Consider the following 14,299-nt stretch of genomic DNA (forward strand, 5'->3'; position numbering starts at 1 on the left):
GGTTGTCTACCTTCAGCCGCGCGGCGCCGCAGAGGGCGCCTTCTGTTCGGCCAGGCGCGGCGCGTCTCGCTCCTCCACGGCCTGGCGCAGGCGGGCTAGGCTCGAAAGGGTCTGCTCATCGGCCATGGGCACCGTTTGTGGGTCGACCGCGGCGCCGGGCAGCACGCGCTGCAAGCCGTTGACCACGATCTTCTCGCCCTTGGCCAGGCCGCTGCGCACGATGCGCAGCCCGGCCACCTTGGGGCCCAGTTCGATGGCGCGGTAGCTCACCTGATTACCCTCGCCGAGCACCAGGACGAACTTGTTGCCCAGATCGGTGCCCACTGCGACGTCCTGGATCAGGGCGGCCGCGTAGGTGCTGCTGCCGACCAGCTTCAGCCGCGCGTAGAGGCCGGGGGTGAAGCGGCCATCGCGATTGTCGAATACCGCGCGGCCACGGATGGTGCCGGTCTGCGGGTTGACCTGGTTGTCGAGGAAATCCAGCTGGCCCAGGTGCGGATGGCCGTCCTCGCTGGACAGACCGAGGTACACCGGGCTTGAAGCGCGGGGGTCGCGCCCGGCCTGACGTGCCAGCTCGAGGTATTTGAGAAACACCCGCTCATCGGCATCGAAGTAGGCGTAGACCTTCCCGGTGCTGACCACTGAGGTCAACAGGGTCTGCCCGGCTCCCACCAGGTTGCCGGCGGTGATCTCGGCGCGGCTGACGCGGCCGTCGATCGGCGCGGTGACGCGGGTGAAGCTGAGGTTCAGGCGGGCGTTGTCCAGTTCGGCCTGGGTACCGGCCACCGCCGCCTGGGCCTCCTGGGCGGCACTGGCACGGGCGTCGGCCAACTCCGCAGAAATGGCGTTGCTCTGGCGCAGGCGCTCGCCACGGCGGGCCTCGCTGGCCGCCCGGGCCAGGTTGGCCCGGGCTTGTTGCAACTGGGCTTCGAGACGCTTGACCTCGGCCTGGAACGGCCGCGGGTCGATCTGGAACAGCAGGTCGCCGCGCTTGACCAGGCCGCCTTCGGCGAAGGCCACCCGGTCGATGAAGCCGGAAACCCGCGGACGAATGTCCACCGATTCCGGGGCCTCGAGGCGCCCGGTGAGCTCGTCCCACTCGTTGAGCGGTTGTTCGATGACTTCGGCGACGCTGACAGTCGCCGCCGGCATCTGCTGGGTGGCCTGCGGAGACTCGCCGCAGGCGCTGAGGGCCACTATCGCAGCAAGGGCCAGAGGCAAGCGCCAAAGGTTGTTCAGCTGTTCCATGTGAGGTTCCGCCACTTATGTTCTGAAGTGGGCGGAGTCTGCGGCGCCAGGTGGCGCAGAACGAATCGAACGCTGCGAAGGTGACTATCAGCGGCATTGATGAATAGCGCTTTTGTATCGACAGGGGCGATAGATGTGTCCGCGCCCGGCGTCTAGCCTGGCCGGTTCAGTCCAGACTGTCCGGATCGCCGACGAACATCTGGATGCGCGAGCGCAGCCAACGCTCGGCGGGATCGTTGTCCTGGGCCCCGCGCCAGGCCATGTGCAGCTCGAAGGTCTGGGCATCCAGAGGCAGGTCCTCGGTGCGCAGGCCACCGGCGGCGGTCAGGGCGGCGGCCGTGTAGTCGGGTACCGTGGCGATAATGTCGGTGCCGCTGAGCAGCGGCCCCAGACCATTGAACTGCGGCACGGCCAGCACCACGCGGCGCTGACGGCCGAGTTTTTCCAGTTCCCTATCGATAAAGCCGCCGAGGTCGCCGGCAAACGACACCAGGGCATGGGGCCGGGCGCAGTAGTCGTCCAGGCTCAGGGGGCCGGGCACGCTGTCGGCGCGCAACAGCTTGGGCTTGCTGCGCCGCATCACCTTGCGCTTGGCGTTGGCGGGCAATTCCTCGGTGTAGCTGACGCCCACCGAGATTTCGCCGGATGCCAGGAGCCCCGGCATCAACAGGTAATTGGTGCGGCGAATCACCAGCACCACCCCGGGCGCCTCGGCCCGCAGGCGCTTGATCAGTGGCGGCAACAGGCCGAACTCGACGTCATCGGAAAGACCGATGCGAAACACCGTCTTGCTGGTCGCCGGATCGAAATCGGCGGCGCGGCTGACGGCGGTGGAGATCGAGTCCAGTGCCGGGACCAGCAGGCCGAAGATTTCCTCGGCCCGCGCGGTGGGCTCCATGCTGCGCCCGGTGCGGACGAACAGCGGGTCATCGAACAGGCCGCGCAGGCGGGAAAGGGCGGCGCTGATCGCCGGCTGACCGAGAAACAGCTTCTCCGCCGCGCGGGTCACGCTGCGTTCGTGCATCAGTGTTTCGAAAACGATCAACAGATTGAGATCGACTCGACGCAGATCGTTGCGGTTCATCCGGTGTCCATGCTGGAGTGAGGGCGTGAAGACAGCCCGACTCAGGCTAATGCCAAGTGCTGCCGGGAGGCAACACACCTGTGGCCGCAATTGATAGTTGTCGGCCGTTCCATCAGCGCCAGGCATGGTGAATATCACTGCCAGCCGCTGGAATTGCGCACAAAGCCCGGATAAAGTCCATGGCCATAAGGGGTCAACCGGTGAGGTTTGCGATGTCCCGCATCATCCGTTTCCATCAGTTCGGCACAGCCGACGTTCTCAAGATCGAAGAGCGCCCGCGTCCTTCGCCGGCTGCCGGCGAGGTATTGATACGCACCGAGGCGATCGGCGTCAGCTGGTATGACGTGCTCTGGCGGCAGAATCTCGGCAACACGCCGGCGCAGTTGCCCTCCGGGCTCGGCCAGGAGCTGGCCGGTGTGGTCGTGGCCGTGGGCGAGGGCGTAGAGGACCTGGCGGTGGGCGACAAGGTCGCCAGCTTCCCCGGCCACAGCGTCAACCAGTACCCCTGCTGCGCCGAGGAGGTGGTGCTGCCGTGCAGTTCACTGACCACCTACCCCGAGCAGCTGAGCGCGCAGCAGGCCAGCGTGCACTACCTGCCTTCACTGGTCGGCTGGTTCGGGTTGGTCGAACTGGCGCGAATCAAGCCGGGTGAGACCGTGCTGGTCACCGCCGCCAGCCGCTGTTGGGGCCCCTACATCGTGCAGCTGAGCAAGGCGCTCGGGGCCAAGGTGATTGCCGCGACTGCAGACGCCGAAGACAGCGAACTGCTGCGTGAGCTGGGCGCCGATCAGGTGATCCTCACCGAGGAGCAGGATCTGGTCAGTCGGGTCAACAAGCTGACCAACGAGCGCGGCGTCGATATCGTCATGGATTGCCTCGGCGGGCCACAGATGTGCCTGCTCGGCGATGCCCTGGCACCCCGCGGACGCTTGGTGCTCTATGGCCTGCAGGGCGGTAATGAAACGCCGTTTCCCGCCTGCGCCGCGTTCCAGAAGAACATCCAGTTCTTCGTCCACTGCATCGGCAACTTCACCGGCAAGCAAGAGCTGGGCATCCCCCAGGACAAGGAAGCGGTGGCCAAGGCGCTGCAGGGCATCAACCAGCTGACCCGTGACGGCCTGCTGCGCCCGCAGATCAACCGCGTATTTCCCTTCGACCAGGTGGTCGAAGCCCATCGCCTGATGGAAACCTGTCCGAGGGGAGGGCGCGTGCTGCTGGCGCTGTAAATCGTACGGTGCACTGCGCGCGAAAGCTCCGCGCGACCGTCCCTCAAGGGCATCCATCCGACCTGCGCCCTGGTCCTTCAGGGTCGACGGAAGCCGCGCAAACCCTGCGCGACGCTCTCGCGACGCGCCAGTCCACTGGTCACCTCAGCCAGGTGCCGCCCCCTCGGCGCTGGAATGCCCTGGTTACCGGGAGCATAGTGAACAGTGCCTTGTTGCAGAGGACCCTGAGATGACGCAGGAAGCCTCCATACCTGTTCCCATCCCGGACCGGGTTGCCGCCGGCCAGGCGTTGGCGCGATTGCTATCGGCCTACCGGCGGCGCCCGGATGTCATCGTTCTGGCCTTGCCGCGTGGCGGCGTACCGGTGGCCTACCAGATTGCCGATGCCCTTGAGGTGCGCCTGGACCTGATGCTGGTCCGCAAACTGGGCGTGCCGGGCCACTCGGAACTGGCCATGGGCGCCATCGCCAGCGGCGCAGTGCGGGTCATGAACCCCGACGTGCTGGAATATGCCCGGGTCGATCAAGCCGCCATCGCCGCCGTGGCAGCCAAGGAGAACCAAGAACTGCAGCGTCGCGACCGGGTGTATCGCGGACAGCGCCCGCCACCCGAGCTACGCGGCCAACAGGTGATACTGGTCGACGATGGCGTGGCCACCGGCGCAACCATGATGGCCGCACTACAGGCGGTGCGGCAGCAGGCCCCGGCACGCATCATAGTCGCCGTTCCGGTGGCGGCACCGGAGAGCGCCGCGCAGCTGCGCAATCAAGTCGACGAACTGATCTGCCCCTGCATGCCGCCGATGTTGATGGCCATCGGCCATTGGTATGCGGATTTCGGGCAAACCCCCGATCAGGAAGTGATCGACCTGCTGCAGCGGGCCTGGCAGCGCGAAGCCGATCAGCCGGGCTGACACGGGGCCAGCAGATGAAGAACACCATTTGCCGAACACAGCCCCTGTCCTTGGGTGATGTGGCGCTGGCCGCGGAGTTGACTGTGCCGGCCACGGCCAGGGGACTGGTGGTGTTCGTGCATGGCAGCGGCAGCAGCCGGCTCAGCCCGCGCAACCGGGCGGTGGCCAGCGGTTTCAACTGGCGTGGTCTGGCGACGCTGTTGTTCGATTTGCTTACCGAGGACGAACAGCGGCGCGATGAGGTCAGCCGTGCCCTGCGGTTCGACATCCCTCTTCTTAGCGGCCGACTGGTCGAGGTGATCGACGGGCTCAACAACGACGCCGAGCTGCGTTACCTGGGTTACGGCCTGTTCGGCGCCAGTACCGGGGCGGCTGCGGCCCTCCAGGCCGCGGCGAGCCGGCCGCAAGCGATTCAGGCACTGGTCTGCCGTGGCGGGCGCAGCGACCTGGCCGGTGCTGCCCTGGAGGCGGTGGCCGCGCCGACCCTGCAGATCGTCGGTGGCGAAGACCCGGTGGTACTGTGCTTGAACCGCGAAGCCAGCCGCCAGTTGCACTGCGTCCACCAACTGGCCGTGATCAGCGGTGCCACGCACCTGTTCGAAGAGCCGGGAGCACTTGAGGAAGTGGCCAGGCTGGCCGGGGACTGGTTCGAGCGCTATATCGGCGGGTCAGCCGGCTGAGCGACGGTTATCCGTGCGCCGCAGCATGCCGCAGCACCTCGATGCGAAAGTCGCGTTCATAGAGCTGCAGAGGCGGGTCAATGACGCGGATCCCTCCAGACCAGGGCGAAGCCGTTCTCACTGGTGGGCCGCAGCGAACAGCCGAAGCGGGCGGATTCGCGCCTGAGTGTGTCGTGCAGCCATTGCCGGTCCGCACCCTCGGCACGCTGGATGCTCAGGCGCTGTTGACGCGTGGGCAGCAGTTCAAGGCCGAGCAGGCGTCCGTCCGCATCCAGATCGGCGAAATACAGCAACCCCAGATCGCCCCGATAGGCCCCATAGCCGTCGATACCCTCGTAGTCGTCCAGCAGGTCGCCACAGCCATAGAGAATCAGGCGCTGTCGATACACCTCGATGGCCTTGATGTGGTGCGAGGAGTGGCCGTGGACCAGATCGACACCCGCGTCGTCGATCAAGCCATGGGCGAAACCGACTTGCTCGTCAGGGATTGCGAACCCCCAGTTGCCGCCCCAATGAATGGAGGCCACGACCCTGTCGCCACGGCGCTTGAACCTGCGGATACGCTGCGAGACCAGTTTCAAGGTGCCCGCAGAGAGGTTTTCCAGGCGGGCGACGCCCGGACGCTGGGCCTCAGCCACCCAGCTCGCCGGAACACTGCTGTCCTCGGTGGCGAAGGCGAACAGCAGCAGTCGGCCGCCAGGCAGGGGCAGGGTGGCCGGTGCTTCGGCGCCGTCCTTATCGAGCCCGGCGCCGGCATGCTGCACCCCATGACCGTCCAGATGGGCCAAGGTGTCGGTCAGACCAACCTCGCCCCAATCCAGCACATGGTTGTTGGCCAGCGCGCAGCCGTCGATACCCACCACGGCCAGCAGCGGCAGGTTGGCCGGGTTCATCCGGTAATTGATGCCTTTGGGCTGCGGCCAGCCGCGACGGGTCACCGCGGTTTCCAGGTTGACCAGGCGAAGGTCCGGGGCGCGTCGCCTGAGTTCCGCCAGCGCCACACCCCATACATAGGCGAACTCCGCGGGCCGCGGAATCGGGCCATTGCGGCGCTCGGCCAGCTGCACGTAGTCGCCGGCATCCTTGACGTAGGCCTCATGCAACAACGGGTCGCCAGGGCAGGAGAGGATCTGGTCGATGCCCCGTGCGCACATCAGGTCGCCGCCGAGAAACAGGGTGATGGGCAGGTTGCGGCGATGCATGGCAGGCTCCCGAAAACAGTGGTTCTCCCTGCGCCGCTGGATCGACTCCCTAGGCTTAAAACCGGCGCCGGCATTCGAGGTCGGCGGCACTGCTCAGGTGCGCGCACCGGCCAGGGCCAGGCGATAGTCATCGGCCAGACAGTTGGCCACGGCGGCACTGGTGTCGAGGATATCCAGACGCCGCGTCACGACTGCCGGCTCGAGGCGAAACGGTGGCACGCTGTCGCAGACCACAATCCGCTCGAACAACGGACGCTCGAGTAACGCGCTGCCGCCAGTGAACAGGCCGTGCACGGCGGCGGCATAGAGACACCTGGCACCCGCCGCGCGGCATGCCTCACCGGCGCGCAACAGGGTGTCGCCGGTGCTGATCAAATCATCGACTATGATCACCGTCCGGTCGCGGACCTCACCGACCAGCAGGCAGCCGCTGATCTGGTCGTTGTCACGGTGTTTCTCCATCAAGGCGCTGCCGACCGGACGCCGAAGTCGGGCTTCGAGGGCCCGGCGAAAGGCTTCGGCCCGTTTGACGCCACCGGCGTCCGGAGAGACCGCCACAACCTCGTTGCCCTCAACTAGGCCGGCGAAATGCGCGGCGAACAGTTCGGCTCCGCACAGGTGCTGGGTGGGAATGCGGAAGGCGTTGTCGAACGCGGCGCGATCATGCACCTCCAGCGTCAACAGCCGGTCGACACCACAGGCTTCGAACAGCGTGGCGACATAGCGGCTGATGACCGGATCCTGAGGCTGACAGCGCCGTTCGTTGCGGGCATAGCACAGATACGGCGCAACCACCTGCACGCGACGGGCACCGGAATCCTTCAGTCCCGCGCAGAAGAACAGCAGCTGGCAGAGCTTGTCGTGCACACTTTGTTGCCCATCGGCGTAGAGCCCATGAAACACCAGGGTCTGCCGACCGTTGACCGGCTCCAGGGCCCGGCATTTGCGTTCGCCGTCTTCGAATTCACGCTCCTCATGTTCGGCAAGCCGAAGCCCAAGGCGCAGTGCCACACGTGCGGCGTAGTCCTGGCTGCCATTCAGCGCAAACAGCAGCGGTTGATCGCAAGCCATGACGCATGCTCCAGCGGGGCTGGCGTCCTTATCCGGCACATTGATGCGATTGGGTCCTTAGGTAAGATTAGCCGAGCCCAGGTGCTGGCATTCCATAACTACGCATAATGTATATTATGTTAAATTGTATATTGGCATGTGGTCGGAACCAGCCCGCCGTCAGCCCGTCTGCTCCAGATAGCGACTCACCTCAGGTGTCGGTCGCCGCGCCTTGGGCTCGAACTCGCGGCCGGCCTGGTGCAGGTTGAGCTTCTGCTGGCCGAACGCCAGCGCACTGCGACCGCCACCAAAACGTTCGTGACGCATGCCCAGCACGCGCTGGTAAAAGCTCACGGTTACGTCGAGGTCGGCAACGGTCAGCACCAGGTGATCCAGACGCTCGATCATGTTCAGTCCCGATCGAGCAAGTGAAAGCGCGGCAGCGAAAAACTCCAGCGAATCGCCGCCATGCGAATGCCCAGCACGGTGAGCATGGCGATTCCGGTGTCGAGCCAGTGCGGCGTGTTGAGCAGGCGCAGGCCGATGAACACCAGCGCGCCGGCGATGCAGGCGGTGGCGTAGATTTCCTTCTTGAAGATCAGCGGTATTTCGTTGCAGATGACATCGCGCATCACCCCACCGGCGACACCGGTCATGACCCCCATGATCACCGCCGTACTGAAGGGTACGTCGTGCTGCATGGCTACTTCAGTGCCGATCACGGTGAACACGGCCAGGCCGAAGGCGTCGGCGATCAGCAAGCCGGTTTCATGGATGGGCTGGGTCAGGCGAACCCAGACCACGGTGCCGACTGCCGCCAGGGTCGCCACCGCGATATAGGTGTCGTCGCGAATCCAGCTGACCGGGTGGTTGTCCAGAATCAGGTCGCGCAGCGTGCCGCCACCCAGCGCGGTGATCACTGCGATGACCATCACGCCGAACAGGTCCATGGACTTGCGCCCGGCCATAAGGGCGCCGGTGATGGCGAACACCGCCACGCCGAACAAGTCGGCCAGATAGAAAAGCTGCGTCATGCTGCCTTCAGGATGCGACGGGAGCGCGCATGGTAACAAACTCTTCGGCGGCGGTCGGATGCACGCCTATGGTGTCGTCGAACACCTGCTTGGTCGCACCCGCTTTCAGGGCAACGGCCAGTCCCTGCACGATTTCGCCGGCCTCCGGCCCGACCATATGGCAGCCCAGCACGCGATCGCTGTCGGCATCCACCACCAGTTTCATCAGGGTGCGCTCCTGGCTTTCGGTGAGTGTCAGCTTCATGGGGCGGAAGCGGCTCTCGTAGACCTTCACCTGGTGCCCTGCCGCCCTCGCCTGCTCCTCGGTCAGGCCGACGGTGCCAATGTTCGGCAAGCTGAATACGGCGGTGGGGATGGTCTGGTAGTCGACGCCACGGTACTCGTCCGGCTTGAACAAGCGGCGGGCCACTGCCATGCCCTCGGCCAGGGCGACAGGCGTCAGCTGCACCCGGCCGATCACGTCGCCCACGGCGAGAATCGATGGCGAGCTGGTCTGGAAGTGCTCATCGACCTGGATATAGCCCTTCTCGTTCAGTGCCACCGCAGTGTTTTCCAGGCCCAGGTCGTCCAGCATCGGCCGCCGGCCGGTGGCATAGAAGACGCAATCGGTCGCCAGTACGCGGCCATCCTGCAGGGTCGCCAGGAGGCTGCCATCGGCCTGCTTGTCGATGCGCGTGATGTCGCTATTGAACTGCAGGTCCATTCCACGCTTGCTCAGCTCTTCGCGCAAATGCCGGCGAACGGCGCCGTCGAAGCCGCGCAGGAACAATTCGCCGCGATACAGCAGCGAGGTTTCGGCGCCCAGACCCTGGAAGATCGACGCGAACTCGACGGCGATATAGCCACCGCCGACGACCAGCACACGCTTGGGCAGTTGCTCGAGGAAGAACGCCTGATTGGAGTTGATCGCATGCTTGCAGCCCGGAAAATCCGGAATGTAGGGCCAGCCGCCAGTCGCGATGAGGATGTGCTTGGCGCTGTAACGCTGGCCATCGAGCTCCACGCTGTGATCGTCGAGCAAGCGCGCATGCCCTTCGAGCAGGGTCACGCCGCTGTTGACCAAGAGGTTGCGGTAGATGCCATTGAGCCGCTGGATCTCCCGGTTCTTGTTGCCAATCAGCGTCGACCAATCGAACTGTGCACCGCCGAGGGACCAGCCGAAGCCGCTGGCCTGCTCGAAGTCTTCGCTGAAGTGGGCGCCATACACCAATAGTTTCTTCGGCACACAGCCCACGTTGACGCAGGTACCGCCCAGGTAGCGGCTTTCCGCCACGGCCACGCGCGCGCCATAGCCTGCGGCAAAGCGCGCCGCGCGCACGCCACCCGAGCCGGCGCCGATCACAAACAGGTCGAAGTCGTAATTCATGCTTAGCCTCCTTAGCAGTTCGCCAGCATACTCCATAGATCACATAATCCTGAGTGCGGCACCTATGCTTTTAGGGCGTTCTACGGGAGAAATGTCATGCGCCCCACCCTCACCCACCTGGCCCTGCATGTTCCGGACCTGGAAGCCTGCGTGGCGTTCTACACCGATTTTTGTGGCATGCGGGTCATCCACGAGCGCGCGGGCAAGGGCTCGCGCATCGTCTGGATGGCCGAACCCGGCAAAGAGCACACGTTCATCTTCGTGATCATGCCAGGCGGCGAGGATCGCCAGCTGGCGGCGGACGATTACAGCCACCTCGGCTTCGCCCTGGAGAGCCGCGAACAGGTCGATGCGGTTGCCGCCAGGGCGAAGGACGCCGGCTGCCTGATCTGGGCTCCGCGCGACGAACCCTATCCGGTCGGCTATTACTGCGGCTTGCGGGACCCGGCGGGGAATTACGTGGAGTTCAGCTTCGGCCAGCCCCTGGGGCCGGGCTCAGAGGCAATGCCCATTCCGTGAAGGCAAGAAAGCCACCCGCAGGTGGCCCTTTGCTCAGCGATGGCTCAGTAAGCCTTGCCGGTCTTGTAGAGGTGCTCGAAGCAGAAGTTGGTGGCGTCGATATAGCCTTCTGCACCGCCACAGTCGAAGCGCTGGCCCTTGAACTTGTAGGCCAATACGCAGCCATCCTGGGCCTGCTTCATCAATGCGTCGGTGATCTGAATCTCGCCACCCTTGCCCGGCGGAGTGTTTTCGATGATGTCGAAGATATCCGGGGTGAGGATGTAGCGGCCGATGATCGCGAAATTCGACGGCGCGTCTTCCGGCTTCGGCTTTTCCACCATGTTGTTCACCCGGTAGATATCATCGCGGATCATTTCACCGGCGATCACCCCGTACTTGTGGGTTTCTTCCGGCGGCACTTCCTGGATCGCGACGATCGAGCAGCGGAACTGATTATACAGCTTGACCATCTGGCTCAGTACGCCGTCGCCCTCCAGGTTCAGGCACAGGTCATCGGCCAGCACCACGGCGAAGGGTTCATCGCCAATCAAAGGACGGCCGCTGAGAATGGCATGGCCGAGGCCTTTCATCTCCACCTGACGGGTGTAGGAGAAGGTGCATTCATCGATCAGGCGGCGGATGCCGACCAGGTACTTCTCCTTGTCGGTGTCGCGGATCTGGTGTTCCAGCTCGTAGCTGATATCGAAATGATCCTCCAACGAGCGCTTGCCGCGACCGGTGACCATGGCGATTTCGCTCAGGCCAGCGGCTAAGGCCTCTTCGACGCCGTACTGAATCAGCGGCTTGTTCACCACCGGCAGCATTTCCTTGGGCATGGCCTTGGTTGCAGGTAGAAAGCGCGTGCCGTAACCGGCGGCTGGGAACAAGCATTTCTTAATCATGGGACTCCTTAACAGGGAACAAAATGCCGACGCAGTCTATCAGGCTGCGCGGACCATACAACGGCCGAGCACCGGCCGACCAATGCCGCGGTAGAGAAACCCGAGCTCGGCAAGCTGCCTGCCGTCGTAGATATTGCGCCCGTCGAACACCACGGGCATGCGCATCAGCGCGCGAACCCGAGTGAAGTCCGGCTGGCGAAACTGCTTCCACTCCGTCACCAGAACCAAGGCATCGGCCCCCTCGACAACGCTGTAAGGGGATTCGCTCAGGCGCAGCTGACCGCTCGCTACAGCCTGGCCATAACGGGCGGCGACGCCTGCAGTGGCGACAGGGTCGCAGGCCTGGACGGTAGCGCCGGCAGCGAGCAACGCGTCCAGCAGGACCAGGCTCGGTGCCTCACGCAGATCATCGGTACCCGGCTTGAAGGCCATGCCCCAGAGCGCCACCACTCGCCCCTGCAGGTGGCCGGAAAAATGCTCGCGCAAGAGCTGGAACAGCCAGGTTTTCTGCAGGGCATTGCGGGCCTCGACCGCGCGCAGGATGCCCGGCTCCAGACCCTCCTGCTCCGCCGTGCGGATCAGCGCGCGCACATCCTTGGGAAAGCAGGAGCCGCCGTAGCCGCAGCCGGCGTAGATAAAATGGGTGCCGATGCGACTGTCGCTGCCGATGCCGCGACGGACCTCCTCGATGTCCACGTCAAGGCGCGCGCAGAGCCCGGCCATTTCATTGATGAAGGAAATCTTGGTGGCCAGAAAGGCATTCGCCGCGTACTTGCTGAACTCCGCTGCGCGCGCACTCATGCACAACAGGCGCTCATGATTGCGCAGGAACGGCGCGTAAAGACGGCGCAGCAACTCGGTGCTGGCCAGGTCATCGCAACCGATGATCACCCGGTCCGGGCGCATGAAGTCATCGACCGCTGAGCCCTCCTTGAGAAACTCCGGGTTGCTCGCCACTGCAATCTGGAAACCCTTGCCACGCTGCTCCAAGCGCCTGTTGATCCGCTGCGCGACTCGTTCGGCGGTGCCGACCGGCACCGTGGACTTATCGACCACCACGCAAGCACGCTGCAAGATCTCGCCCAGTTCCTCGGCTACCGCCAGGACGTGGGACAAGTCCGCCGACCCATCCTCCCCGCTCGGCGTACCCACGGCAATGAAGACCACCTCACACTCCGCCACCCCCTCGGCCAGATGCTGACTGAAACTCAGATGCCCGCTGGCCAAGTGCGCCGAGAGCATCGGCTGCAACCCCGGCTCATAGATCGTCGCCTCACCGCGGTTGAGCCGAGCGACCCGCAACGGATCGCGCTCGACGCAAATCACCCGGTTACCCATTTCCGCAAAACACGCCGCCGCTACCAGACCGACATAGCCTGCCCCGATAATGCAGATCCTCATCGCCGCCCCTCCGAATGTACTGCATCGATTGCAGCCAAAGGGTGTGGCAGGGATGTGTCGCTCAAGTGACGATGTGATGACCTGGCTTTAGCCGCCGTCACCTAGCTGGTGTGACCAATGACACTCTGGCCTAGCTGAGAACCTGTCAGCGGCGCCGCGCTCAGCCCTGCCATTCGACGAATGCAGGGAGTGGCAACATTCCAGCAGCAGCTATAGTCATATGCCAGTAGCCTTGGCCTATAATCGATCATGGCCTATAGCCAGTTCCGCAATCTGTTTTCCGGAGAGGTGTCATGGATACACGTTCGCTGCCACACACTATCGAGGTAGCGGTTGATGATCTGAGCATCGGCATGTACGTCGCCAGACTGGATCGTCCCTGGACGGAGACCCCCTTCCTTTTCCAAGGTTTTCTCATTCGCGAACAGCAGGAGCTGCGTCTTCTCAAGGAGCACTGCCAGTCTGTCTGGGTCGACGCGAAACAGTCGATCAGCGGGGTGAAGCAACTCGGCCAGGCGGATGACCTCGCCGCGCGACGGGCGGCTATCGCCAAGGTCAATTTCGACAATCGCATGAAGCAGGCGCAGCCTATCTGGGACGCGGCCCGCGAGTCGTCGCTGCGCATCCTCAATGCGGTCAAGTTCGGTCAGACGCTCGATGTTGCGACGGTCAAGGAAGTGGTCAAGGAATGCGTCGACCACATCCTCGAGAGCCCCTCTGCCATGCTCTGGCTTGCCCGGATCAAGGACAGCGATGAGTACACCGCCGAGCACTGCCTGCGGGTCGGAATCCTCTCGATCGCCCTGGGCCGCGAACTCGGCCTTATGCCGCTGGAGCTCGAACAGGTCGGCATCTGCGGCATGCTGCACGACGTGGGCAAGCTAAAGGTCCCCGACGAGATCCTGAACAAACCCGGCCGACTGACCGAGGAAGAGTTCAAGATCATGCAATTGCACTCCATCGAAGGGCGAAAGTTGTTGCTGGCGAACGGGCAGGTTCCCGCGGCGGCGGTAGACGTGGCCTACGCCCATCATGAGCGCATGGATGGCGGCGGCTACCCCCGAGGACTGAAGGCCAATCAGATCCCCTATTTCGCCAAGATCATTGCCGTGGTCGATGCCTACGACGCCATCAACAGCGACCGCGTCTACAGCAAGGGCAGATCCACCATGGAGGCGCTGCGCATCCTCTTCGACGAAGTCAACACCCAGTTCGACGAAGAAGTGGTGCTCGCGTTTATCCGCATGGTCGGCATCTTCCCGCCGGGCGAGATAGTCGAGCTGACCAATGGCCAGGTGGCCATCATCACCGCCTGCTCACCCGACCACAAACTCAAGCCTCGCCTGCTGATGGTGCTCGACAGCGATAAGAAGCCCTGCAAGCCCAAGGTCATTGACCTGATGAGGAACCCCACTGACCCGAGCGGACAGCCCTACCGGGTCGGCGAAGTTCACCCCACCGGCGCCTTCGGCATCGATATCGAGGCTTATCGCCGCGAGGGGTTGATCATCCCCGGGCACCTTTAACGCTCCTTCCTATTTGTCGCGCCGACGGCGGGCTGACCGCCACGGCGATCTACGCGACCACTACTCCATCGTGAACAACGAGGCGTTGCCGCCAGAGGCGGTGGTGTCGATGCTCACTGCGCGTTCGAGCACGAAACGGTGGAGATAGGCCGGGCTTCCGGCGAGC

At 64.2% G+C, this 14,299-nt stretch carries 13 protein-coding genes and 1 pseudogene; 5 read left to right on the forward strand and 9 right to left on the reverse strand.

What is annotated here, in order from left to right:
* Positions 1–12: 12 nt before the first annotated feature.
* Both mexE and KDW96_RS00515 read right to left on the reverse strand, forming a co-directional pair.
* The gene (mexE, locus tag KDW96_RS00510) at positions 13–1,248 is read right to left on the reverse strand and encodes a multidrug efflux RND transporter periplasmic adaptor subunit MexE (protein ID WP_255838441.1); all 1,236 of its coding nucleotides are present in this window, start codon (positions 1,246–1,248) and stop codon (positions 13–15) included.
* 166 nt (positions 1,249–1,414) lie between these two features.
* Positions 1,415–2,332: a LysR family transcriptional regulator gene (locus KDW96_RS00515; RefSeq protein ID WP_255838442.1), complete on the reverse strand. Its 918-nt coding sequence runs from the start codon at positions 2,330–2,332 to the stop codon at positions 1,415–1,417.
* 212 nt (positions 2,333–2,544) lie between these two features.
* Here KDW96_RS00515 and KDW96_RS00520 point away from each other — a divergent pair, with 212 nt between their 5' ends.
* From KDW96_RS00520 to KDW96_RS00530, 3 genes are all read left to right on the forward strand, one after another.
* Positions 2,545–3,558 carry a zinc-dependent alcohol dehydrogenase family protein gene (locus KDW96_RS00520; RefSeq protein ID WP_255838443.1) on the forward strand — a complete coding sequence of 338 codons (1,014 nt, stop codon included), beginning with the start codon at positions 2,545–2,547 and terminating at the stop codon, positions 3,556–3,558.
* A 229-nt stretch (positions 3,559–3,787) separates the two neighbouring features.
* Positions 3,788–4,471 carry a phosphoribosyltransferase gene (locus KDW96_RS00525; RefSeq protein ID WP_255838444.1) on the forward strand — a complete coding sequence of 228 codons (684 nt, stop codon included), beginning with the start codon at positions 3,788–3,790 and terminating at the stop codon, positions 4,469–4,471.
* 14 nt (positions 4,472–4,485) lie between these two features.
* Entirely contained in the window at positions 4,486–5,151 is a 666-nt protein-coding gene (locus KDW96_RS00530; protein ID WP_255838445.1) for a dienelactone hydrolase family protein, read from the forward strand.
* 77 nt (positions 5,152–5,228) lie between these two features.
* Here the strand turns inward: KDW96_RS00530 and KDW96_RS00535 are convergent, their stop codons facing one another.
* From KDW96_RS00535 to gorA, 5 genes and pseudogenes are all read right to left on the reverse strand, one after another.
* Positions 5,229–6,353: a CapA family protein gene (locus KDW96_RS00535; protein ID WP_255838446.1), complete on the reverse strand. Its 1,125-nt coding sequence runs from the start codon at positions 6,351–6,353 to the stop codon at positions 5,229–5,231.
* A 93-nt stretch (positions 6,354–6,446) separates the two neighbouring features.
* Complete coding sequence (locus tag KDW96_RS00540; RefSeq protein WP_255838447.1) at positions 6,447–7,424, reverse strand: ribose-phosphate diphosphokinase; 978 nt, start codon at positions 7,422–7,424, stop codon at positions 6,447–6,449.
* A gap of 192 nt (positions 7,425–7,616) precedes the next feature.
* Positions 7,617–7,811: pseudogene (locus KDW96_RS00545) on the reverse strand (VOC family protein); the annotation flags it as partial.
* Positions 7,812–7,813: 2 nt separating this feature from the next.
* Positions 7,814–8,437: a trimeric intracellular cation channel family protein gene (locus tag KDW96_RS00550; RefSeq protein ID WP_255838448.1), complete on the reverse strand. Its 624-nt coding sequence runs from the start codon at positions 8,435–8,437 to the stop codon at positions 7,814–7,816.
* Between the two features lie 7 nt (positions 8,438–8,444).
* A complete protein-coding gene (gene gorA, locus KDW96_RS00555) occupies positions 8,445–9,803 on the reverse strand; it encodes a glutathione-disulfide reductase (protein WP_255838449.1) in 1,359 nt (452 codons plus the stop codon).
* Between the two features lie 96 nt (positions 9,804–9,899).
* Here gorA and KDW96_RS00560 point away from each other — a divergent pair, with 96 nt between their 5' ends.
* On the forward strand, positions 9,900–10,322 hold the full coding sequence (locus tag KDW96_RS00560) for a VOC family protein (protein WP_255838450.1): 423 nt from the start codon (positions 9,900–9,902) through the stop codon (positions 10,320–10,322).
* A gap of 44 nt (positions 10,323–10,366) precedes the next feature.
* Here the strand turns inward: KDW96_RS00560 and galU are convergent, their stop codons facing one another.
* Together galU and KDW96_RS00570 are read right to left on the reverse strand one after the other, a co-directional pair.
* A complete protein-coding gene (galU, locus tag KDW96_RS00565; protein WP_255838451.1) occupies positions 10,367–11,206 on the reverse strand; it encodes a UTP--glucose-1-phosphate uridylyltransferase GalU in 840 nt (279 codons plus the stop codon).
* Between the two features lie 39 nt (positions 11,207–11,245).
* A complete protein-coding gene (locus KDW96_RS00570) occupies positions 11,246–12,607 on the reverse strand; it encodes a UDP-glucose dehydrogenase family protein (protein WP_255838452.1) in 1,362 nt (453 codons plus the stop codon).
* Between the two features lie 293 nt (positions 12,608–12,900).
* Here KDW96_RS00570 and KDW96_RS00575 point away from each other — a divergent pair, with 293 nt between their 5' ends.
* Positions 12,901–14,133 (forward strand): HD-GYP domain-containing protein, encoded by a 1,233-nt coding sequence (locus KDW96_RS00575; RefSeq protein WP_255838453.1) that lies wholly within the window; start codon positions 12,901–12,903, stop codon positions 14,131–14,133.
* Positions 14,134–14,299: the final 166 nt, after the last annotated feature.

Source organism: Pseudomonas benzenivorans (genome assembly GCF_024397895.1).
Taxonomy (GTDB): Bacteria; Pseudomonadota; Gammaproteobacteria; order Pseudomonadales; family Pseudomonadaceae; genus Aquipseudomonas; species Aquipseudomonas benzenivorans_A.